At 41.5% G+C, this 22,724-nt stretch carries 19 protein-coding genes; 4 read left to right on the top strand and 15 right to left on the bottom strand.

The annotated features are described in order from the left end of the window. Positions 1–375: 375 nt before the first annotated feature. The 4 genes from EDC37_RS01450 (at position 376) to EDC37_RS01435 (ending at position 8,930) form a co-directional block, all read left to right on the top strand. Positions 376–5,520, top strand: coding sequence for a TonB-dependent receptor domain-containing protein (locus EDC37_RS01450; protein ID WP_165874434.1), 5,145 nt, complete (start codon positions 376–378; stop codon positions 5,518–5,520). Between the two features lie 98 nt (positions 5,521–5,618). Next, complete coding sequence (locus tag EDC37_RS01445; RefSeq protein WP_132547188.1) at positions 5,619–6,926, top strand: hypothetical protein; 1,308 nt, start codon at positions 5,619–5,621, stop codon at positions 6,924–6,926. A gap of 101 nt (positions 6,927–7,027) precedes the next feature. After that, positions 7,028–7,657: a hypothetical protein gene (locus EDC37_RS01440; RefSeq protein ID WP_132547186.1), complete on the top strand. Its 630-nt coding sequence runs from the start codon at positions 7,028–7,030 to the stop codon at positions 7,655–7,657. A gap of 91 nt (positions 7,658–7,748) precedes the next feature. Next, complete coding sequence (locus EDC37_RS01435; protein WP_132547184.1) at positions 7,749–8,930, top strand: iron-containing alcohol dehydrogenase; 1,182 nt, start codon at positions 7,749–7,751, stop codon at positions 8,928–8,930. A 55-nt stretch (positions 8,931–8,985) separates the two neighbouring features. Here the strand turns inward: EDC37_RS01435 and EDC37_RS01430 are convergent, their stop codons facing one another. The 15 genes from EDC37_RS01430 to EDC37_RS01360 form a co-directional block, all read right to left on the bottom strand. Then, a complete protein-coding gene (locus EDC37_RS01430; RefSeq protein ID WP_132547182.1) occupies positions 8,986–9,411 on the bottom strand; it encodes a hypothetical protein in 426 nt (141 codons plus the stop codon). A 441-nt stretch (positions 9,412–9,852) separates the two neighbouring features. Continuing rightward, the gene (locus tag EDC37_RS01425) at positions 9,853–11,124 is read right to left on the bottom strand and encodes a zinc-binding dehydrogenase (protein WP_132547180.1); all 1,272 of its coding nucleotides are present in this window, start codon (positions 11,122–11,124) and stop codon (positions 9,853–9,855) included. Between the two features lie 48 nt (positions 11,125–11,172). Beyond that, a complete protein-coding gene (locus EDC37_RS01420) occupies positions 11,173–12,033 on the bottom strand; it encodes a class II fructose-bisphosphate aldolase (protein ID WP_132547178.1) in 861 nt (286 codons plus the stop codon). Positions 12,034–12,310: 277 nt separating this feature from the next. Then, positions 12,311–12,871 (bottom strand): glycerol-3-phosphate responsive antiterminator, encoded by a 561-nt coding sequence (locus tag EDC37_RS01415; RefSeq protein ID WP_231040154.1) that lies wholly within the window; start codon positions 12,869–12,871, stop codon positions 12,311–12,313. A 181-nt stretch (positions 12,872–13,052) separates the two neighbouring features. Beyond that, positions 13,053–13,562 carry an FMN-binding protein gene (locus EDC37_RS01410; RefSeq protein WP_132547176.1) on the bottom strand — a complete coding sequence of 170 codons (510 nt, stop codon included), beginning with the start codon at positions 13,560–13,562 and terminating at the stop codon, positions 13,053–13,055. Positions 13,563–13,567: 5 nt separating this feature from the next. Further along, the gene (locus EDC37_RS01405; protein ID WP_132547174.1) at positions 13,568–14,227 is read right to left on the bottom strand and encodes an ABC transporter ATP-binding protein; all 660 of its coding nucleotides are present in this window, start codon (positions 14,225–14,227) and stop codon (positions 13,568–13,570) included. Between the two features lie 11 nt (positions 14,228–14,238). After that, on the bottom strand, positions 14,239–15,369 hold the full coding sequence (locus EDC37_RS01400) for an ABC transporter permease (RefSeq protein ID WP_132547172.1): 1,131 nt from the start codon (positions 15,367–15,369) through the stop codon (positions 14,239–14,241). A gap of 9 nt (positions 15,370–15,378) precedes the next feature. Next, complete coding sequence (locus tag EDC37_RS01395; RefSeq protein ID WP_132547170.1) at positions 15,379–16,659, bottom strand: ABC transporter permease; 1,281 nt, start codon at positions 16,657–16,659, stop codon at positions 15,379–15,381. Between the two features lie 23 nt (positions 16,660–16,682). Continuing rightward, positions 16,683–17,945 carry a DUF2318 domain-containing protein gene (locus EDC37_RS01390; RefSeq protein ID WP_132547168.1) on the bottom strand — a complete coding sequence of 421 codons (1,263 nt, stop codon included), beginning with the start codon at positions 17,943–17,945 and terminating at the stop codon, positions 16,683–16,685. An 87-nt stretch (positions 17,946–18,032) separates the two neighbouring features. After that, positions 18,033–18,587 (bottom strand): iron transporter, encoded by a 555-nt coding sequence (locus EDC37_RS01385; RefSeq protein WP_132547166.1) that lies wholly within the window; start codon positions 18,585–18,587, stop codon positions 18,033–18,035. A 24-nt stretch (positions 18,588–18,611) separates the two neighbouring features. Beyond that, positions 18,612–19,808 carry an FTR1 family iron permease gene (locus EDC37_RS01380; protein WP_132547164.1) on the bottom strand — a complete coding sequence of 399 codons (1,197 nt, stop codon included), beginning with the start codon at positions 19,806–19,808 and terminating at the stop codon, positions 18,612–18,614. A 61-nt stretch (positions 19,809–19,869) separates the two neighbouring features. Then, the gene (locus tag EDC37_RS01375) at positions 19,870–20,553 is read right to left on the bottom strand and encodes an energy transducer TonB (RefSeq protein ID WP_132547162.1); all 684 of its coding nucleotides are present in this window, start codon (positions 20,551–20,553) and stop codon (positions 19,870–19,872) included. A gap of 5 nt (positions 20,554–20,558) precedes the next feature. Further along, complete coding sequence (locus EDC37_RS01370) at positions 20,559–20,969, bottom strand: ExbD/TolR family protein (protein WP_132547160.1); 411 nt, start codon at positions 20,967–20,969, stop codon at positions 20,559–20,561. Next, on the bottom strand, positions 20,959–21,543 hold the full coding sequence (locus EDC37_RS01365; RefSeq protein WP_132547454.1) for a MotA/TolQ/ExbB proton channel family protein: 585 nt from the start codon (positions 21,541–21,543) through the stop codon (positions 20,959–20,961). The genes EDC37_RS01370 and EDC37_RS01365 overlap by 11 nt, the downstream gene beginning before the upstream one ends. A gap of 40 nt (positions 21,544–21,583) precedes the next feature. Further along, a complete protein-coding gene (locus EDC37_RS01360; RefSeq protein ID WP_165874433.1) occupies positions 21,584–22,567 on the bottom strand; it encodes an FAD:protein FMN transferase in 984 nt (327 codons plus the stop codon). Positions 22,568–22,724: the final 157 nt, after the last annotated feature.

Here is a 22,724-nt window from a genome sequence, read left to right as displayed (position 1 = left end):
AGGTCTATTAAGGTTATCCCTTTTTATTAAAAACCTGGCTGCATTTATCCGCCGAACAGAAAAACCGCTGTATCGGCAAAACCATACGGCAGTTTTTTTATTTTCTATATAAATGCAATTAGGAGGAGATTGTTGATGAAAACCTGCAAAACATAACTTCACCAGCTATGCAAACAAGTTAGAAAACGAACTTATACTTATCACAAATTTATAAAAAGAGGTTATTTATATGACGAATCACAATCAACCAACAGCCAGGGTAGGTATGCCCGTATGAACAGAATTAAAAACACTGCCAAGAACAATCATTTATACCATAATAAAAGGAATCTGCTGCCTCTACTGATAGCCTTATCATTAGGGGTAACAATCTACATGCCAAAAGCATGGGCAGCTGACGAGGTAACAGATGTCAGCGATACAAATGGTCAGTTAACAGATAATAACCAAGGTAGATCCGAAGATGCTTTTAGTGATAGAAACATAACCAGTGCCAATGATGTAAATGGTACCGCCAATGTTATACAAATCGCTGGTAATGCAATTACAAATTACGATGGCAATGATTATCAATTGCAAGGAAAAGATGGGTTTGGTTTAGGATTTCCTGCTTTAATAAAAGCTATAAATAGTAAGACCGGTAGTGATTACAATGCTATTATCTTTACTGATGTCAATGGCAACAAACGTGTAGCTTATGCAACAGACGGTAAGACGACACTAGGAACAGCGGTTAACCTTGAGCTGATTCTCCGTAATTTTGTTAATGATGAAACTGGGAATGGTACCAGCGATTTACTGACCGCTAACCGCCAAAAAGAATTATACGATATTATAAAATCAGGTGACCAAGACAAATTAAAAGATTTTCTAAAAAAATACCTGCCTAACTTCCAGCTTGCCAAAATCAATGACCTATCAAAAATCAAGGATATCCCTACCTCAGGTTGGAACTCAGATGCACTTACTGTATCAGATGATAATATCAGTAACATATCCTCTGACTCGTTACCCACCCAAAACTGGGAACTCTTTAAAAACAATCGATCATTTAATTCAAATACATCAACACCTGCCCACTCATATGATTCAAAGAATATTAGCAACGGCAGCCGTTGGCGGCCTATGGACAGGGTTATATATGTACAATCACAGACAGGCCTTTTTAATGATAAAGTAACAGTTCCCCAATATTGGAACCTAGATGCCAATGGTAATGTAGTAGATGATACAGGTCAAACAGGTGATGTTAGCTGGGACAACACTGCCGTAACGGATCATAAAACTCCAGTTGCCGACAACCAATATACTGCAATAACTGTGGGTAACTTAACTACAGGAAAAAACTCCGTCATTGACCTGACCTATGCCAATACAGTTGGTGGTTATAATTCACTCGTTTATTCAGCCTATGACAATGGTTTTTATCTCGATGAGAATGGTAACCCGACAGACAAATATCATGGCTATGCCCTTAATCCCAACCGTATCATGTATGTGGACAATGCCTCCCTGGGTGAAGGCACCACCTTCCGTCTTGGTAACTATGTCATGGATGCCTCCTTACAGCATAAAGGAAGAAATCCCAGTTCAGGTTCCATTGATTACAACTACGACCTTGGTTATGTGACTCCAAACGACTACAACTCAGCAATGAAGTTCAGCAGCGGCCATACAGACAGTGTCTATATAACCGATGCCGCCCCAGCCAGCGGCGGCAAGACCGATCTGTACATCGAGCTGGGCTGGGTGCCCGGTATTGGTATCCTGCCTGCCGGTGATGTAATCCTCAACAAAGACAATTATTCTGTGGAAAAAGGCAACGTACCGGTATTAGTAGGTATTTTGCACGGTGACCAATATTTCAATGTACTTGCCAGAAAATCACTGGCTGACGGTGTATTCAGCACTTATGAGATAACGCCATACATAGTCAAAGCAGACAATTATTTTACCGATCCCAATAATCCTGCCAATAAGACAGGGACAGCTTGGTACCTAAGCGGTTACAGTTTTGCCGACACAGGAGAGATGTCCAGTACCGGTAAAGCAGTCAGCGACAATTCACTGCTGACACATAACCTCTGGCGGGAAAATTATCTCAATATGTTCCGCCGTACTGACGACCTGCACGCCCGCTATAAAAAGGATGTCCCCGACGGCCACGAAAATACCTGGGGACAGGTATGGCATGGCAAGCTAAACGGCAGTGGCGCTTATGGTAACAGCCTGAGCCAAAATTACACAGGCTGGCAGGGTGGCTACGATAAGCTTTTAAACAAAAAGTTTTATAACGGCAAAGTTTATACGGGGTTTTTCCTGAGCAAAGTAAAGGGCAGCTCCGGCACTTCCGCGGGCAGCGGCAACCAGGACAGTATGGCTGTAGGTATATATGGCAGCTGGGTAGGTGATAAGGGGCATTTCCTTGATGCCGGCATCACGGCCGACCGCCTCAGCAATGACTACAATATCTATGCCAATCTTGGTGATGGCACCGGTGCCAGTGGTAAGGTAACAGGTGATTACAGTGCCTGGGGATATAATGCCGGCATCCAATACGGCAAACGCAATGAATTAAGCGGTGGTTGGTGGTATGAACCGGCGGCTGCGCTCTTCTTCGGTACTGTTGACTCCACCCATTATAAGCTCAGCAACCATCTCGGCATCGACCAGAAATCTTACAATAATACTACCGGACGGCTGCGCCTGCGCATGGGTCGTGACATTGGCACAAGGGGTGATGTCTATGGCAGCGTCGGTCTTATGCATGAGTTTGCCGGTGACCAGGATATAAATGCCTTTTACGGTTACCAGCAGCGTCCTATTGCCACAAACAATGGTAATGATACTTGGCTGGAGTTAAAACTAGGCACTGATTACCGCATTTCCCCTAATGGTAAACTCAATCTGGAATTTGCTAGGACAGCGGGACAAAATACGGGCAACAACTGGAGCATCAATGGACGGCTTGATTTCACCTGGGACGGGTTTGGCGCTCCCAGCCGGAAAAAAACAGCTGCTAAAACAGCCGTCGTAAACGGAGAAAACCAACCGGCAGAAAATATATCAAACTATAGTAATGCCCACACACCTACTATGGTCATCGGTGCTCCCGCAGGGAACAATATCTCCACTGAAAAACTTGCTCAGCCAGTTCCCGCTGCTAAAGTAAACTCTACCGCGGTAGTTAACGAAAACAAACCGACTCAGCCGATAGCTCCATCACCGACTACAGTTTCTTCAACAGCCATAGCAACAACAGACAATACAGAACCACAACAGGTTCAAACAGCACCCGCTGTTTCTTCTACTGATAATAATACTACAGGAATGCCTTCCTTTGATCTTGGCAGTGTCACAGTAGAAGCCAAACGCCCCGAATGGGAAAACCAGCTAAGTCCGGGACAGGTATCCGTTGTTTATACAGACCAATACAAAGGTGAACAAAAAGATCTGCCGGCTATGTTACAGAGCGTCCCCGGCCTTTATGTCCAGAAAGTATCCGGCACAGGACATTATACGGTAGCCCGCGTGCGTGGTGCTACCGGTGCACAAGTCAACGTTTATGTCGATGGTGTGCCGATGAACCTCAACGGTGAAAGCGCCGTCAATTTATCCGCATTGCCGGTCGATAATGTCGAACGTATCGAAGTATACCGCGGCTATGTGCCAGCCCGTTTTGCCGGTGCACCGATCGGCGGCGTCATCAATATCGTCACCAAAAAACCGAATAAACTAGGCGGCTCCATAACCCAGGGCTTTAAATCCTATGGTGGCTATAACGGTACCTACCAACTGACGACACCACTTGGCGATGGCAGCCTGCTGGCTACCTACCAGCGTGATATTTGGCGGGGTGACTACGATTTTACACCTCATTATTTGTATCCAAATATGGCAGGCGGTGACCCACAGAATATAAAACGCCAAAGCAATGGTTACCAAAATAATAACGGCATGCTCAAGTGGCAGGACGATCACTGGATGGCAAAAATATCCTGGAAAGATTTACACGAAAACCTTCCTGCCAATGTTGGTGAGCTCTTTGACAAAAATCTTCCTCCTGATCCGCTTTTGCCTGCAACATTACTTTACTGGCGGCCAGAAAATTATGAAAAAGGATTTTGGGACAGCACACAAGATACACACCAAAAAGAATTTCTCGTTGGCCGACGCGATACTTTCGGCAAGCTTGACTTTGGCTGGCAGTTGAGCTACCTCGATAACAAAAAAGATTATCTCAATACAGGTTATTATAAACGTTACCAGGCGTTACAGGATGCAGGTATAAAAAATCCGGAAGCCAACGGTGGCATGCAGGATATTACCTCTCCCGGTGGTCTCTGGGCTCATTACCACTCCAAAAAATGGAATCTGGCCATGGACAGCAGTTATAAAATGGGTGCCAACCATCTATTGGAAATACACGGTGATATGAGCCGTGAAACGATGGATGCCGATGTCAGCGGCAGAAAAACCTATTGGAGTATGTTAGAAAACCTCGGTCTACAATACATACACCAGTATAAAATAAATGAATACCATTTCAACATCCAGGACACCATTACCCTCAACGATGCCGGTGATTTTAAGTTCACACCTATCATACGCCTGGACAAAGTCGATATGCAGACAATGAGCAATAATGACCGTTCCTGGAAGTATTCAGGTGGTGCCGCCCTGCAAAAGCAGCTCAACGACCATTGGAGCTTCAAAACGACCTGGGGAACCTATAACCGCCACCCAAATTTCTACGAATTATTTGGTGATGGCGCAACGATTGCACCGAATGCTGGTGCTGGTGAATTTTTCGATACACGAGGCGGCAATACCTGGGAACACGGTACCCAGTTTGATTTCAGCCTAAATTGGCAGGGTAAATTAGCCGGTGCTGATACCGACACCGTATTAACATGGTTCCAACGCCGGGCAAAAAATCAGTTTGCTCTCTGGACACCGGTGGTTCCGAATTCCCATAGTACCTATTTCCCGATGGATGAAGCAAAAATCCACGGCATCGAACTCACCCATAATATGAAATGGCACCGCACCACGCTCAATCTTGCCGCCACTTGGCAAAAACCTGAATACTCCGGTGCTGATGCCCTGCGTAGTGTAGGAAGCAGCGCATCCTATAAAACTTCTATTTCCTATACACCGGAATGGGTAATAAATGCCCGGCTTGATTACCTCTGGCCTAAGAATAAACTAAATACTTTTATAGAATGGAATTATATGGACAAACAATTTACAGGACAGACCACCGGTTCTACTCCAATGAAAGACCAAAATTGGTGGATGAGCAGCTTGACTACTGTAAATGTAGGCGCTAAATATAAGTTTAACAATAACTGGGCGCTATCCGCCGGTGTAAATGACTTATTTAATAGGGGACCTTCAGTAACTAATACTTTTTATTACAGATTATTTGATTATTCCCCTACTGAAGCTAGGACATATACTCCTAATTATCCACTTCCCGGCCGTATGTATTACATGACGCTAGAATATAAATTTTAATATTCCCACAATTTGAAGGAGGTGAGTCCATTGCAGTAATGTTGCGTACTAAAGGATATGACAAATAGTGATAATATTAATTTTAGGAGGTCTTTATTATGGCAGAACCATCATTATTGGGTGTAGGCGTTATTAACGATTATACGCATCCCGGCACAGCCGGTGGTGCAATCAGTCAAGTTGACAGCACTGGTACAGTAAATGCCGGTGTAGTCACACAAATTAACAGTGGCAATACTTTCAATGGACATGATCCACGTATATTAGGCTTTTTTAACACTTCAGACTCTCAAAAACCACCTAGAGCATTGGTTGCGGATTATAATTATCAAGCTGCGTCCACATATGGAGTTTTCACTCCACGCAGAAACGTTAGTACTTGGGGAAATCCTGAAAATATTTCAACCAGTACAGATTGGCATACGAACAATCCCTACAGCATCGTCACCAATGGCAATGACATGTATATTATGGGTTATGACCAAAACACCATTGTCAAAATAAACACGACTAATTATACTTACACCAATACCTTTTACACTTATACACCACTCACAGGGAAAACAGGCCATGGTGTTGATATGGATAAAATAACTATAGGCAATACAGATTATATTGTCGCCTTGTTTTCTAATGATGATGGTAGTTATGGTAATTACGGTGATTCGCAGTTAGTCATTCTCGATTTTTCTGGAAAAACCATTAGCACATGTAATTTAAATGCCAACGCCAACTCATTAAATATTAATATTACTGGTAATACTCCTCATGCTTATATAACTAGCTATGGTGGACCACAGAATGCCGGTGGCAATAACGGCAGTCCCTATACCTCAAAATTACAGATTGTTGATCTTACTCCCCCCAGCACTGTTATACAAACTATCGGTCCCAAAACAACACCTGTCGATGCTGGTGATTATATTGATGTTGCTTTAGTCGGCAGTTATGCTTACGTATTAACAGCCAATTATAACGATGACTTTTCCCAATATACCTATATGCTTGTCAAAGTTTCACAAGCCAATCTTCTGAACGGTACCTTCGACGGCAACAGCAGCTACACAGCAACCGTTGATTCTGGTGCTACCTGGTTACTTGCTTATGACGGCACGGTACTTTGGTTTGTCGCCGGTAAGCAGGTCTATACCATTGATACCTCGGTTGCAATAAGTTCTTCTGCCTTGACCTTAAGAGCCAATGCCAATGACCACAGCAGTGATTCTCAAGGACTTGGTATAAGTGGTGCCTATGGTCAGCTCAACACAGCCTCCGTTGTCATCCCTTATTCAGCGACCGCCGGTGTATCCCGCGCTGCTGCCCGTTCCGCTGTAAGTGGTGGGCATACCAAGTTCGCCAAGGTTATGCTGCCGCGTGAAGTTCTGGAAAAGCTTGGCAGAGCCTGATAAAATTTACAACCACTCCAAACCACTCCAAACCAATAACTATATATCATCCTTTACCGCACTATGGATTATATTAGTGCGGTAATTTTAATAAAGGTAAAATGGCTAACATCATGCAAAAAACTCCTATAAAAAATACCGAAAATACATCTTTTTCCCAAAAATATTATCTACATAAATATCTCGTAATATTATTTGCTACTTTTTTATTATATCCCGGTTCTATCTATGCAGAAGGCACCCAAAATGATGCCCTGAACTGGCAGATAAGTGTTCTTCCTCCTGCCGAAACAGCTGCGGAAAAAGAAGCATTACGCTGGACACAACTCATGGACAATTCTATTGGTATCTATTATTTTGACAAAAACAGAATCTTTGCGACGAAAGATCCTTTCGGTAACACAGATAAAAATTTTTTACAGGTAGATATAAAAACTTTCTTTGTCAATGAAAAACTTCTTGACTATTTTAATACGACACTATACGCAGACCAACTGGAAAAAGGCGAAAAAACAGCCTACTGTGTACAAACATTATTATTTAACATGCATGGTAAACTGTACCGTGAATTAAAAACTGACGTTTACACAGATAAAGGCCGCCTACTTGCAGAAACAGCAACGAAATCCGCATGGAAGCCCATACCGGAACACAGCTTTGCTGAATTAATGTGGCAAACCTTGCAACAAGTACCTTTGGGACAATTAAAACGGGAAGATGAAACCTCTTGATTATAAATTATAAATATTGTATAATAGTTTTCGTAAATGCAAATGTGCATTTTTTCACAATATAATCATTTTGCGTAAAGGAAGGTTGATTATGAAAAGATTTACGTTGCCTAGAGATATCTACTGGGGTGAAAATGCCCTAGCAGAATTAAAAAATCTCAAAGGGAAAAAAGCTATGCTAGTTTTAGGCGGCGGTTCAATGCGCCGTTTCGGTTTCGTGGACAAAGTGCTGGCTTATTTGAAAGAAGCAAATATAGAAACAGCACTCATCGAAAAAGTAGAGCCAGATCCTTCTGTCGAAACTGTCATGCAGGGTGCCCAAAAAATGCGCAGTTTCAATCCAGACTGGATTATCGCAATGGGTGGCGGTTCACCGATTGATGCTGCTAAAGCGATGTGGGTATTTTATGAATACCCCGACGTCAAATTTGAAGATATAATCCGACCCTTCTCTTTTCCTACACTACGCAAAAAAGCAAAATTTCTCGCCATTCCTTCTACATCGGGAACAGCTACTGAGGTTACGGCGTTTTCAGTAATTACCGATAATAAGAAAAGGATTAAATATCCGTTGGCAGATTTCAATATCACACCTGACATCGCCATTGTCGACCCAGCACTAGCTCAAACCATGCCGCCTAAGCTTACTGCTTATACGGGAATGGATGCGCTCACCCATGCTATCGAAGCATATGTATCATCAATGCACGGGCCGTTCACCGATCCGCTTGCTATGCAGGCTATCGTTACTATAGACAAATATCTTGAAGCCTCCTATAAGGGAGACCACCAAGCACGTGAACAGATACATTATGCCCAATGTATGGCCGGCATGGCTTTTAGTAATGCACTGCTGGGCATCACCCATTCCTTAGCACATAAAACAGGACCAGCTTACAGCACTGGCCATATTCCGCACGGTTGCGCGAATGCGATCTACCTGCCCTATGTTATTGCCTATAATGCCAAAGAAAAAGAAGCCCTCGTGCGGTATGCTGAAATTGCCAAACGGCTCGGTATCGGCAAGAACACCGAACAAGCCAGTGTCACCGCCCTTTGTGACAAGTTAGCTGAATATGACGAAAAACTAAACATACCACATACATTGAAACAATTTGGTATCAATGAAGAAGAATTTCTCCAAAAACTTGATTATGTAGCCTCAACAGCAGTTAAAGACGCTTGCACGCTCAGCAATCCACGCCAAATTGATAAAGAACAAATGGCAAAATTACTAAAAGCTATATATTATGGCAGCAAAGTTGATTTTTAATTTTAAGTAAAGTTAAAATAAAAAAATCCCTGAGATATTATTGTCTCGGGGATTTTTATATACCAATGATGCCAGTTTCCATAGAATAAAAACCAGTTGAATTATATACTTCATCAAATGCTGCCAGATCATTTGGCATACGTTTGGGGTCTAGCCCTTTTACGATATTTGCTATATCTACCATAGAGATATACCACACTAACACGTAAAGCGGTACCTTCATATTATTGAATTTTCTGAATACTGCTCCCCGCCGTACAGCTAGACAATACGCAATTCCGCCCTTATATGAAGGTTGACGTTCTTCTTCTCGGATTTCCATAATATCTGCTACATTCCCTGCAAAAACACCTTGGGATAGCTGACAGTAGCTTCCTATTTCGGGGATGTCAAAACAATAGTCCTTTCCCAACCATCGGGAACCAGAAACAAGATAATTCTTACTTCTAGTAATTTTTTTTACGTTCACTTCATAACCCATTTTACAACTCCACTTTTATATAATTATTTTCAATTATATCATAAATAGATTAAAATTTCACTCATTTTCCTACACCTCTCCCAAAAAAGTCCCGTTTTATGATATCCGGTAAAATGATATACAGAACCATTGCTGTTATCTATAAAACACTTTTATATTACAATTTCCTCATTCAGCTAAATTTCTATTAAAATTCAGATGAATGTCACATTATTGTCACACAATCCTTATTATAAACTATTATAATAAGCATATAACCGTTGGCAACGGTGATCATAATTACACTCTTTTCATATTTTTTGCTCTGGAGTTTTAACATCCAGAGCTTTTTTTATGCAATTTTTTAGGCTGCTATTTATATGTGCCGTATTAACAGTTATTGCCCCGACCTAAATAATTTGCTATGGCCGGAGCAGAACTCTCAATCGAAATACAGTTTTTTTATTTTACAGTTTTTACCGGCCAATTATTTAATAAATATTCTTCTGCTTCTGCGCACCAAAGGTTGTTATTCTTCTTACAAATTTCTGCAAGTTTTGCAAAATAAGGATTATTTTTCCCTTTTTCAGCAAAATCATCAATCGCTGTCAATTCCATTTCTATTTGCGGATAAGCTAATTTCTTGCCTCCTGGTATATGGGGCAAATTTAACGTCGTATCAATAATACCGTTTATGCCACATATATGCGTAATCATAACGGCCGGATTAATTCGTTTTTCTTCTGACAATTTTAGGGATTCGAGCATATCAGTCGTATAACCACCGGATGTTCCCAACATATGGATACTATTATAATGAATATCGTAAAAATTTACTTTTGCGCTTAAACCTGTATCAATTGGTCCAGAAAAGAAGTTAATGCAGCCGTCATAATTTAAAATTTTATCGGCCTGCTCAATTACTCCGCTTACTGGTGCAAGCACAAATACATCATCAAAACCATTTCCATCTGTCAGAGAACGCAAGAATTTTACTGGATCATCATAATCAGCCGTATTCACAAAATACAACTTTATACCTCTCATGGCAGCCTCTTTAGCGGAAAAAATCGCAGCCGCCCGCTTTAATCTGTTTTCATCAATATCTGTAACAACGAGTACATGCGGGTACCTATCTCCATGCAATGCATAATCGATAGTGCCCATTCCCATTGGGCCAGCACCTGCGAGGATAGCCATGCAACCATCTTTTTTGATTCCCATTACATGTTCATATTTACCTGGAGTATTGTGATAGGATGCATGGAACGCACCAATTATACAGCTCATTGGTTCCGACAAAGATGCTTCATAATAGGCCTTGCCTTTATATTGGAGCAGACTATCCGTATACATAACTTCAGCCGGAACAATCGCATAGGTACAAGCGCCGCCGCATTTTTCATAGCTATATCCTACAGTGTAATTTTTTCCTTTATATGTCAGTGCCGGTTGTAAGGAAAATTTATCCCCTACATGATATTTATGCTGCCATTTACTGCCAACCTTGACTATATCTCCCGCAGTTTCATGGCCGACTATAACGGGATGCACATCTATTCCTTGTGGTACACGCTTATGGTCTGAACCTTGCTTTGACTCTTTATATGTTGACATACAGATACTATCAGAAATAACTTTTACAAGAATTTCATCATCTTTTATTTCCGGTAAAGAAAATTCTTCCAATCTTAAATCATTTTTCCCATACATTCTTACTGCTTTTGTAATCATTTTCTTCTTCTCCATAAATAAAAATTTATTTGCAATTTGCAACTCGTATCAGATATCCGCTTTTCCCGCCGAGCCGAATAAGGTTATTCTGTCTTTAACAACTTTACTGATAGACTGTTTAACAGGCAAAAAGAGTTTATCCGGCAGAGGGTCTATCCTTTCATTTACAGAAACCGCCTCTTTTATTCCTGCGCCCAAGGCAATCCGCAAATCAGAATAGACGTTTATCTTAGTTATTCCGTTATCAATGGCTGCTTTTAATTCTCTTTCTGGTGTTCCCGACCCACCATGTAAAACCAAAGGAACTTTACTTACAGAGGTTATTTCTTGCAATCTTTCAATATTGAGCTTTGGCTCTGAAACATATATTCCATGTGCCGTACCAATAGAAACGGCTAGAGCATCTACACCTGTTTTGGCAATAAACGTTTCTACTTCTTTCGGTTCGGTCAACTGTATTTCATGGGTATCCTCACTGCCTGACAATTCTTTCCCCGCAACATGTCCCAATTCAGCTTCTACTGTTGCTTTATATTCTTTCGCCAACTGAACCACATGCCTGGTATTTTCTATATTTTCTTCAAAAGGCAGTGCTGAGCCGTCATACATGACAGAAGTAAAACCGTTTTTCAACGCACGTTCAATTATCGCAAAATTGGATGCATGATCCAGATGTAATGCAATGGGGATATTGTACACTGGGGCAACAGCCTTTATAAGTCCTGCTATATAATCCATTCCCCGACCATTGAGGTCATATTCAAGTGCCATCAATATTACAGGTGAATCCATATCCGCGGCCGTATCCAAAATGGTTCTGACAAAAATATCTTCTACACAATCAAATGCAGCTACAGCATATTTCCCCTTTCTTGCTTTTACCAACATCTCTTGCATGTTTATCAACATAAATCATACCTCCCTAAAATTTTGCCATTATATCCTGACAACAAAAAAACGGTATCAAAGCACAGAAATAACTTCTGCACTCTAATACCGAATTCAATACACAGTTCAATATAAAAATATTTTGTTGTAACCGCAATCAGCCACCCGGGTGACCTTTTACTTTTTCTAGTATAAAATTCTTTATTAAAATTGTCAATATAAAATATGAAAATACTGAATAAATATATTATTGGAAAATTTATATCAGCATAATTGACTACATTTTACTCTCAACCTACTAATAATATTTACTCCATAAGCTCTGCCTGCTGGTCATAATTCCGTCTAAGCCACCGTCATATAATTTATCAGCTAATTCTATATCATCTATAAAACCACTGGCAAAAATCTTTCCACTATATTGCTTTTTTATTTTTCCAATATTATTAAGCGCGCATATTGCCGGTTTGACTTCAAGCGTTCCAGGGTTGACATTTTTTATTAATTTAAGTGCCGATTCCATCGCCAAGGAATCTATAAGCGGGATTTTTAAAATCACTTCTATTCCAGCTGCTTTTGCACGCCCAGCATAAATTTGGTTGCTTTCTATGACTGCATCCACTTTATACATATTTTTCAGCATAGTAAATGCTGTATTATCATTTCCCAAACCACCAACCAATTCATGGTTCACGATCACTTTTTTACCTGCACTATGGCAAAGTGCGGTAAGTTCCTTCAGGTTGCCAATATGTGTAATGGTGCTCAAAAGAATAGTATCTCCCGGAATAGTCAATGCCTTTTTCAAAGCCTTTATATCACGTACTGATGGAATGATAGAAAAAATCTTTTTTATCATCAATTAGGTTCCTCCACTTGCTATACATAAATATTTTCACATATATAAAAACGGTATTAAAAAATAGTTTTAATCCCATTTTTTAATACCGAGTATACTTTCTTTTCAGTAAAAATTATTTTGTTATGCAATACATATTATATCTACCGCTGCTATCCCTGTCAATATCAGTGTGATATATCTATTTTTTAGCATTTTCTATAGCAGTTTTGGCCGCTTCAACGAATTGGTCATATGATACGGTAGCCCCTGAAATAACGTCAACTTTTTCTAATTCCTGCACCTGCAATAACTGGTCTGCATACTGAGAATTAGCCTTGACAGCCCTCTGTGCCTTTTGATAAAAACCAGGATTTTCCACTTGTCCGTTAGTTTTTCCATAATCAGCACCCTTAATATTACCATCAGGATCTATCCCGACAAAGTTGACGCCAACAATTTTATGGTCTTTAATCGTAACAGCAATCCGCCCATGTCCCATAAAATTATCCGATTTACTTTCAGCCGTGAACTCACCATCTTTGGTATCTGACAAATCACAGCACGGTGCTTTGCCATCACCGCCTGAGCTCACAGGTACAGCTACTGTACCATCACTACTGCTGCTTTCCTGCTGATCACTGGCACAACCTGCCAAAATCTGCGTCGATAAAATACCGGCAAAAACCAAAGCTTCATATTTTTTCTTCATCCCGATCATACCTCACTGTTCGCAATACGTCCATGTTCTATAATGATTTCCCGTTGCGCTTCCCTGCCAACTTCCGGTGCGTGAGTTACAGTCAAAATAGTATGTCCCTCGTCGTGAAGCTCATGGAATATCTTCATAACCAGTCTTTCATTTGCTTCATCAAGGTTCCCTGTCGGTTCATCCGCTAAAATCAAAACTGGATAATTAATAAGTGCACGGGCAATACACACACGCTGCTGTTCACCGCCTGATAACTGGCTGGGCAGATGGTTGGCACGATCCTCCAACCCCACTCGGTCCAAAGCCGCCAAGGCTTCCTTTTTATCAGGTAAACTATGGTAATATTGGGCAACCATTATATTTTCTACTGCGGTCAGATACGGAATAAGATGAAACTGCTGAAATACCATGCCAATTTTATCACGGCGCATGGTTGTCAATTGCTGATGGGTAACATCAGTCAAGTCTATTCCATCCAAAATTACTGTTCCCGATGTAGCTTTATCCATACACCCAATTATGTTCATAAGAGTAGTCTTGCCGGAACCTGACGGACCCATTATCGCCAGCCACTCACCTTTTTCAACAGTCATATTGATGTCCTGCAAAGCGAATACTTTTCCGCCATAGGCCATAGATACATCTTTTAATTCCAATAAACTCATGACCATCCTCCTCATTCACCGCGCAATACGATTGCCGGTTCAACATTTGTAGCAATACGCACCGGTATAAGGCTGGCTATGCCTGTTATAACAATTGACAGAACTATCGAAAACACTGCAATTGATGGTGCAAATTCGATTGTGCGGCCGAATACGTTCATACTTACAAGCTGGGCAAATAAATAGCCTAGCCCTGCTCCTAACACGCCGCCGAAAAATCCCAATATACATCCTTCACCCAAAAATTCACAGATGATATTTTTGTTTTCTGCGCCAAGTGCTTTTTTCAACCCTATTTCACGACGCCGTTCAGTAACAACTGCCATCATCGTCGTCGCTACACAGATTAATGTCAGTAATAAAACGACCATTGTAACCAAAAGGACAAGTGCTTGCAGTTTACTCAAAACGGTTTCTTCCGAATGGGCGATCTGCTTTACTAACTGCGGTTGGACATCTGGATACTTTTCGCTTATCATTTTGCTGACATTTTCCAGTACCGTTCCATCAGCGACAATACTTATCTGTGCTAAACTGACTTGGTCTTCTTTTTGGAGCATTTTCTGTAACAGCGCCAAATCCATAAAGGCAAATTGTTCTTCCTTACCCCCTGTATGGACTATACCGGAAACTACAAAAGTCTGCTCAGCAGCATCATTGCCCGCGCTTACAAGAACGGTCTGCCCTGGTTTGATACTCATTCTTTGTGCTTCTTCATCACCAAGCAGAATTTCTTGTTTTCCTTCTTGCGGCCAATTACCTGTTATCTGCCAATAAGGAGTTACCTTTTGCAGCATAGCGAAATCAGCACCGCCAGTCAGTATTGGTTGTTCATTTATCTTCAATCTTTCGTACAGAAATGGGGCAACCCCTACTATTTCATAATCACTTAAACTGTCACTTATTTTCTTTACTTCATCGCCTGATAACGTGCTGCGGTCTTTTCCCGGTAAAATAAGCAGATTGGCACCATACGCTCTAAATTCACGTCCCATCTGCTGCGGAATTTCTCGATAAACAGTTATCATTCCAGAGATGATAGTTGCCCCGACCGCAACTGCCAGCAGGGCGATAGCCATTCTTGTACGCCGCCGCAGCAACGCATTTATGACCATAATAAAGTACATTCTATATTTTTTCATTAAGTTTTCTCACCTGCCATGAAGAACAATCGCCGGCCGCAGGGACAAGATCATTCGGATAGCCGGCAGGCTGCCCAGTAATATAACCAATGACATGAGCCCTGCTACTATAGGTACGACTACTATATTAATCGCAATGCTTGAATTAAACACTGTATTCCCTATGATTTGCGCAAAGCCCAGACCGATAAAGTAGCCGCAAATTCCGCCAGCCAATCCTGCCAAGAATATCTCTGTCAAAATCAGCAGCACGATCGCCAAATTAGTAGCCCCCAGCGCTTTTAACAATCCCAGTTCACGGCTTCTTTCCATAATATTAGCACTCACAAGGTTGGATACGCCAAGGATAGAACTCAACAAGCTAAGCCCTGTTATGAGCAGCATCAGCATTTGTGTCTTATCTAAGATTTTTCCTTCCGATTCAGCTATTTGCCGTACTGGATGTGCCACGGAATCCGGAATTACTTCTTCTATCTGAAATGCTATTGAACTTACGTATGAGGTACAATACCATATTTCATATTCCTTCATCGTCAGGCTCTTCGGATTGGCTGCTGCTTTACGGGCAAGTTCATTTTCTGGTGTCGTTACAGCACTGACTTCGACCTGATCAATTTTATTTTGCAATCCCGTCAAATTCTGCACAAAAGCCAATGGTGCCAATATAGCGTTTTCTTCATTGCCTCCGCCACTTACAATTCCACTTACCGTCAGCACGTCAGTCTGTCCATCCGGTTTTTTGTAGGTTATCGTATCACCTGGATTTACATTGAGATCTTTTGCCAGCTTTTTACCAACCATAACACCATTACTGCCGTCATCGTTAGCCCATGCACCGTCAACCTGCCACCATGATTTCAAATATTTATCACCTGTAGAGAAATATTCTCCTGTCGGCAGGAGCATTTGGTGGTCAAACCAGGTGCCTTCTATATTAACTGTCTGCCCATCCTGCAAGCTTATAGACGCATTAAGCTGCGGAGCAAATGCAACAATATTATTTGTCCAAAATATTGTTTTAATTTTGCCCAAGTCTGATTCATTCAAGTATTCCATACGCGCACTCGTATCATCCAAACCATAAACGTCTTTCAATACGGACGCATTTTTTGGTGTAACTACGATATTTGCACCATAGGCCTTTAATTCCTGATTAACTTTATCCCCGACATCAAACATTACGTTGAGCATGGCCGTTGCCAAAGATACGCCTAAAGCTACAGTCAATGCCACTAACAAAAGTCGGCGGCTCTGCCGCATTATAGCTCCTTTTACCATCTGCCAAAACAAAACCGGTCACTCCTCTCGCTGCATCATTTAAATTTGTCCCGGTCTTTTTCTAGACTGGCCTGAGTGACATTTATACTGCCGTTTGCCACTTTATACTCAACGGGAATCGGGTTGCAGCCACCTTTCATACCGATAGTTGCCTTATTCATTCTGACATCACACAATCTGCAGATAACCTGACCATCTTTTTCATAATAACCTGTGGCCCCACAGATTTCACAAGCGTCAAGTCCGACTCCATAAGAAGACCCGCCTTTTTGTATAACAATAAAGCGAACCATTTCTCCACCGGATGCTTTATACACAAATCTATGCAAATGTCCGTCATTAACTTTATCAAGAGAAACACTAACATTACCGTCAACCGCATTTACAGGCACTGCCGGCACTAATATTTCTTTTTTATTGGCATAAACGCTGCCATAACTCGATATTGCTACCATTATGCACAAGCTTATTATCACTGCTGTTCCCCAGCGCAATTTATGCTTGGCATACATAAGAATTTTTCTATACTGGGCAGGATTCGTTCCCTGTGGACGCTGTGGTTTTTTCTGCAAAAAGAGCGTAACAGGAACCAATACCGTAATAAAAAACACAATAAAAATGAACCATGACTGATGATCTATTAACGGTGCCATAACCTTCATTAAAGGTCCACCGGGCAAGAACTGTCTCGCCATCATTATCTGTATTAAAAATATAATTTGCTGTAAAAAAATTGCAGCTAACTGTACAGTAAAAACAAACAGCAGCCTTCCATAATAAAGAGCGGCCGCAGCCTTATGTACAAGATATCCACCAAGGACAGAAAAACCAAAACCAAACGCAAAACCCAATAGTCTGATCAAAACCATAACCGTAAAATAATTGCCAGCTGCTGTAACAAGCGTTGTTACAGGAATAAGCCAAATTTCCATGCCATGATATAGGCATAGTGCCACAACCATAGCTGCCACTGCACCGGAAACCTTTTTATCTTTTATTTTTCTTTTTCGCATATCTTTCCTAAAGAAAAACAGCAATATAGCGATTTCAGCACAAACAGCAACGACTATTGCCAAACTCTCAAAAACTTCACGGCTGACCGCATTTCGTGTACCAACTTTGACAACCACAATAAATATGGAACCCCAAAAGCCCCATGCTAAAGCGCGAAAAAAAGTCTTCTTATATTCTTTCGTGTCCATATTTACGAGAATTGCTAGCAAAATTCCCAAGGGAACAGCCAATGTAACACCTTGCTCCATAGCCGGAATGAATTGTTGCAAAAAAGTTTGTAACATAACTTGTTCCTTTCAATGAAAAAGCCCTGTCCGGCCTAAGCCACACCAACGGCTTAATGTCGGACAGGAATATTTCAGTTGTATTTCTTACCAATTTCTGGGAACGTAGTTGAATGTCCAATGCATAACAACCGGTGTTTCCCAGAAACGTCCTTCAACACCAGTATCTTTATCTACATGGAGTCCATAGTTCATACGCAGCGGGCTGTCGATCGTAAATTCGCAATCATAGGTACCAGCACCCAGCATTTTTACATTAGCTCCGTAATGAGGGCCATCGTCAGCGTTCATCGGCATGAATACGCCTTCAATTGATTCACCAGTTTCCTGTTTTGTAAGTTTATAATGAACGGTAAGATAAGGGATCCATTCACCAACACCAAAGCCTGTGTTATTACCTTCAGTAGCATGAATGTCTGTTTCCATATGAATGTCAGCTTTATCTGGTTCGAGCATCATTCCCTTAGGTTCCATTTCGATAGGCTGGAAGTAAACAAGTGCGACTTTAAAATGTTCATTAGCTGCTTCTTGTTCGTCTCCGATCGGATATTCCTGAAAGCCTGCAGCAGATGCAGCACCGACAAAAGCAAATAATGATACCATTGCAGCAAAAACTGCGAACAACGACCTAAACTTTTTCATAAATACACTCCTCTTAAAATAACATTATGTTGGTTGCGATGAATCCTTCTTTTTATAATAAACAATGCCCACAATCGCAGCAATCACTAGAATCACCTGTATCGCCATTGTTTCATATGTTGGATATATACCTAATATGTCTATATTTGGCATAGGAATCCCTTCAATAGGCGTAATACTGATGAGACCTCCTTCCTGTAATTCTTCGATGCCGCTGCCGGCAAAGCTTACGGCTAATATATACATAAAAATACTTGTACCAATAAAGAACGGACGTAAAGGTATGCGCAGCGCACCTACACGAATCAGTGTGAATATTATGGCCAACGCCACACAAGCCGCTGCAAAACCAAGCCATATCATTTCAACATCACCAGCGGCATTGTTGAACAAAGCTTGATAAAAGAGCACTACTTCAGCACCTTCACGATACACGGCCAGAAATGCCGCAAATCCAAGAGTTCTCGCACGGCCTGTTGACATGGAAGTCTTTACCATTTTCTGTATATATGCTTCCCACACCTTGGCATTGGACTTACCACCCATCCAAAGGCTGACAGAAAGCAAAACCACCACAGCAATCAGGACAGTAACACCTTCTACTATTTCCTGATTGGCACCAGCGCCGAACTCCTGGGCAATCGAATTGAAAATATATGCTGTAATGAAACTGGCAATGATTGCTGCTATTGAATAGTTATAAACATAGCTCAAATACTTTTCATTGCCCGATTTACAAAGATAAGCTATAATAGCTGCTAAAACCAAAATGGCTTCAATACCTTCACGTAAAAGGATTATAAAAGCTGGCCAAAAAGAAGCCCAACCGCCTTGCGCGGCATGTGAACCTTGAAGGCTCTGTACGTCACCATCAATCATTTTGAGCAAAGTATCTGCTGCTTCTTTTACTTGGGCACTGTCAGCCCCCTGTGTCATAAGTTTCTTTAATTTACTGAACTGATATTCTGTCAAATTGGCATTTTTAGCTGCTACGGTGTTACGAATAGCCGTTTCCAAACCATCTTTTTCATAAATGCCGTAGTAGATATCATTGACAGCATTCTTTGCTCCCTCATTGTCACCAGAATTGTAAATATCAAGAGCCGCTCCCATAGCCTGTGTAATATGCTGACCGACCTGCTCCCATTTCGGCGCAGCCTGTGCCGGTAATACCACAGAAAAAACTATCAGCATCGCCAGGAGCATAATGACTTTTTTCATTTATGCATGTCCTTTCAGTATTGATTATTATTATTATTATCATTAAGATTGCAAAAAAAAATTATTTCCGCACGGGCATATTAAATGGAATCGAAATGATCTTCGTGCATTCCATCGGCATGCCGTTTTGGTCCAGTGCCGGTTTAAATGTCCACCGGCGTGCGGAATCCATTGCAATCTGATCCACACTGGGGCTGCCGGAAGTTACTGCTATCCTCGTTTTCACGATTTTGCCAGTCTTGTCAATCGTGGCATAAACACTGACACGGCCTTTAAAACTCACAATGTTAACCGGTGGATAAAAATCATCTATCAATATAGGGGGCTGTCCCATCTGTACTGATTGTCCACCACCGCCGCCACTAATTGCTTTACTGACAATCACTATCTTATCGCTTTTAGAAGGATCACCCGCCGCTTCTTTGATGAGCTCTGCCGTAGCAGGTTCGTCTTCTTCAGCTATTATAGGTGTTGTATCTTCTTCTGGGGTTTCCTGTTCAGATGTTGCTGCCGGTGCAGCATTCTGTTCTTGTGGTACGGAAGGGGTTGGTTCTTTTTCTTCCTCTATCGGTCCAGGCGGTTCATCATCTTCATCGACAGTATCCCATTCAAGAGCCTGCGTTTCTTCAGGCGGTAGTGCTTCCGCATGTAAATGCGGCAAGATGAAACTACCTGCCAGCCAAACACCCAAATGAAAGAAAAGTGCCAGCAAAAATGCCATCCGCCAATGAGTAGGATATTGCAAAGCTGTTACCTCCCCTTGATTTCAGTTGCAATGGATACATGACGCGCTCCTGACTGCTTCAATACGTCTAATACGGAAGCAATACCTTCATAAGCAGCGTTTCTATCTCCACGCAGGACAAATACCGTATCTGTATCCTCCGTCAATGATTGCTGTACTCTCTGTGCCAGATTATCCACAGGGGTTTGGTCTTTATCATATACTACGTCACCCTTATCGGTCACAGTTATTGATACTAGATTAGGTTTTGTTTCTCTTTGTGCTGCGGCAGCTGCTGGTAAATTAACTGTCATCGTATTGAGTTGAACCATATAAATTGTACTTATCATAAAAAAGACCAATAAGAAAAGCATTATGTCAATCATTGGAATTATAACAACTTTCGGTTCCTCTGTAATACGAAAATCACGTCGCATCTGCTTGTCCCTCATTTCCTTTATAAACAGAAGACAGTACAATAGATGCCGCACGGTCCAGATCATTAAGTATCTTATCCAGCTGCTGGGCAAAATACGTATGTACTAAAAGTGCAAAAATAGCTACACATAAACCTGTAGCTGTAGCGATTAGTGCTTCGCCTATGCCACCGGTGATAGCCAGCGGTTGTCCTGCCTGCAAGCTGAAAATACTAAATGACTGGATCATACCGGAGATTGTTCCCAACAACCCCAAAAGAGGTGATAACGTAACAATCATCGAAAGATAATTTAATCTTGCCCGCAACTGCATAGCAGCAGAAGCATAAGCAGTATCGAGTGCAAGTTTCACATCGGTACTTTCTTCAGCTGCTTTCAAGCCCGTCGTAGCAATAAAACCTGCTGCGTTTGTTTCCTTTTCACATGTTTCCACAGCATTATCCAACGGTTTTTTCGTTATTTCCGGCAGTGACTCTAAAAAAGGGCTTATTCCTTTTTGCGCCCGTCGATAAAAAATAAATCGGTCGATTGCTATTGCTGCCACACATAACGAGCACAGCAATAACACATACATTACAGGACCGCCCTTGCTAAAAAGTTCTACACTACTCAAATCAACATGCCCTCCTGTTAAAAATAAAAGTTTGATGCCTCATCTGATGCGGCAGGATGTGAATATATCCTCTCAGTCCTTCTGTTATAAATACCTGCATTGCATCTGTAACCAATATTGCCTCAACATTGGGGAGCATCTCTAAAAAAGCTTTGCTTTTCGCAAGACCGCTGGCAATAAAAGCTGCGCCATTTATTGGTAAAAGCTCATGCTGCCGCCGGTAAATCAAAGTTGCACTGATCAATTTCTCAGACACATCTGCCTGTCTGACAGAGAAAATATGGCTGTACACCTTGTCACCATCTTTTATAAAGCGTTGATAGTCACCTGATGTTTCCACTGTGTCCCAATTTTGCAAGACTACACTTGCCAACAAAGTCTTGGCACGTCTTGGATGTTGGATGCCAATGCGCCATGGCCTATTGTTCGGTTTAGCGCCAATAGTGCACACATCACCACCTGCGTCTATTATGGCGGAGCCAACACCTATTTTTGTTGCCGTTTCTGCCGCTTCATGGAGCGCAAATTCTTTAGCAATACCGCCAAGATCAAGTTTCATCTTTTCTTTTGCCAAGAAAGCATCTCGCCCTTTAATATCAAACCACCGGTAATTGACCAAAGACTCTGCCGCCTTTTGTTCTATTTCTGTTGGTATCTTGACATCATGCGGTTTCATCGACCACAAAGAGGTGACAGCCCCTACTGTAGCATCAAAAGCTCCATCAGTAAAAGCTGATATCCGCTGCGCCGCAAGCAAAATCTTTGCCAGCTTTTCATCAACCTGCACTCGTTCTTGTCCAGCCATTTTATTGATCAAGGAAAGCTGGCTATCACTGCTGAAACGGCTGCAAAGCCGTTCGACATTTTCAAAAACTTCCCATATAGGGGTAAACGAATGCTCATTTTCTTTTGTAAAACTCATAACGCGTAGGAAGGTACCCATCCCGCATTTAGACTCAATATAACAGGTCTCCGCTACAGACATTGGGTTAACCTCCTTTCTCATAATTACTATGTTCAATGAAGATTAACAAACAATCGCCAGGAGTGACTGCCCGCAAAAATATTATCAGTTAAGTCAGCATCTTTAGAATTGTAGTAGTAATGATAAGGAGAATAATTATCATTACCGCCCATAACAA

Source organism: Pectinatus cerevisiiphilus (genome assembly GCF_004341685.1).
GTDB classification, from domain to species: domain Bacteria; phylum Bacillota; class Negativicutes; order Selenomonadales; family Selenomonadaceae; genus Pectinatus; species Pectinatus cerevisiiphilus.
Note: the sequence above shows the minus strand (reverse complement) of the source record. Positions and strands in the feature narration are given on the sequence as shown.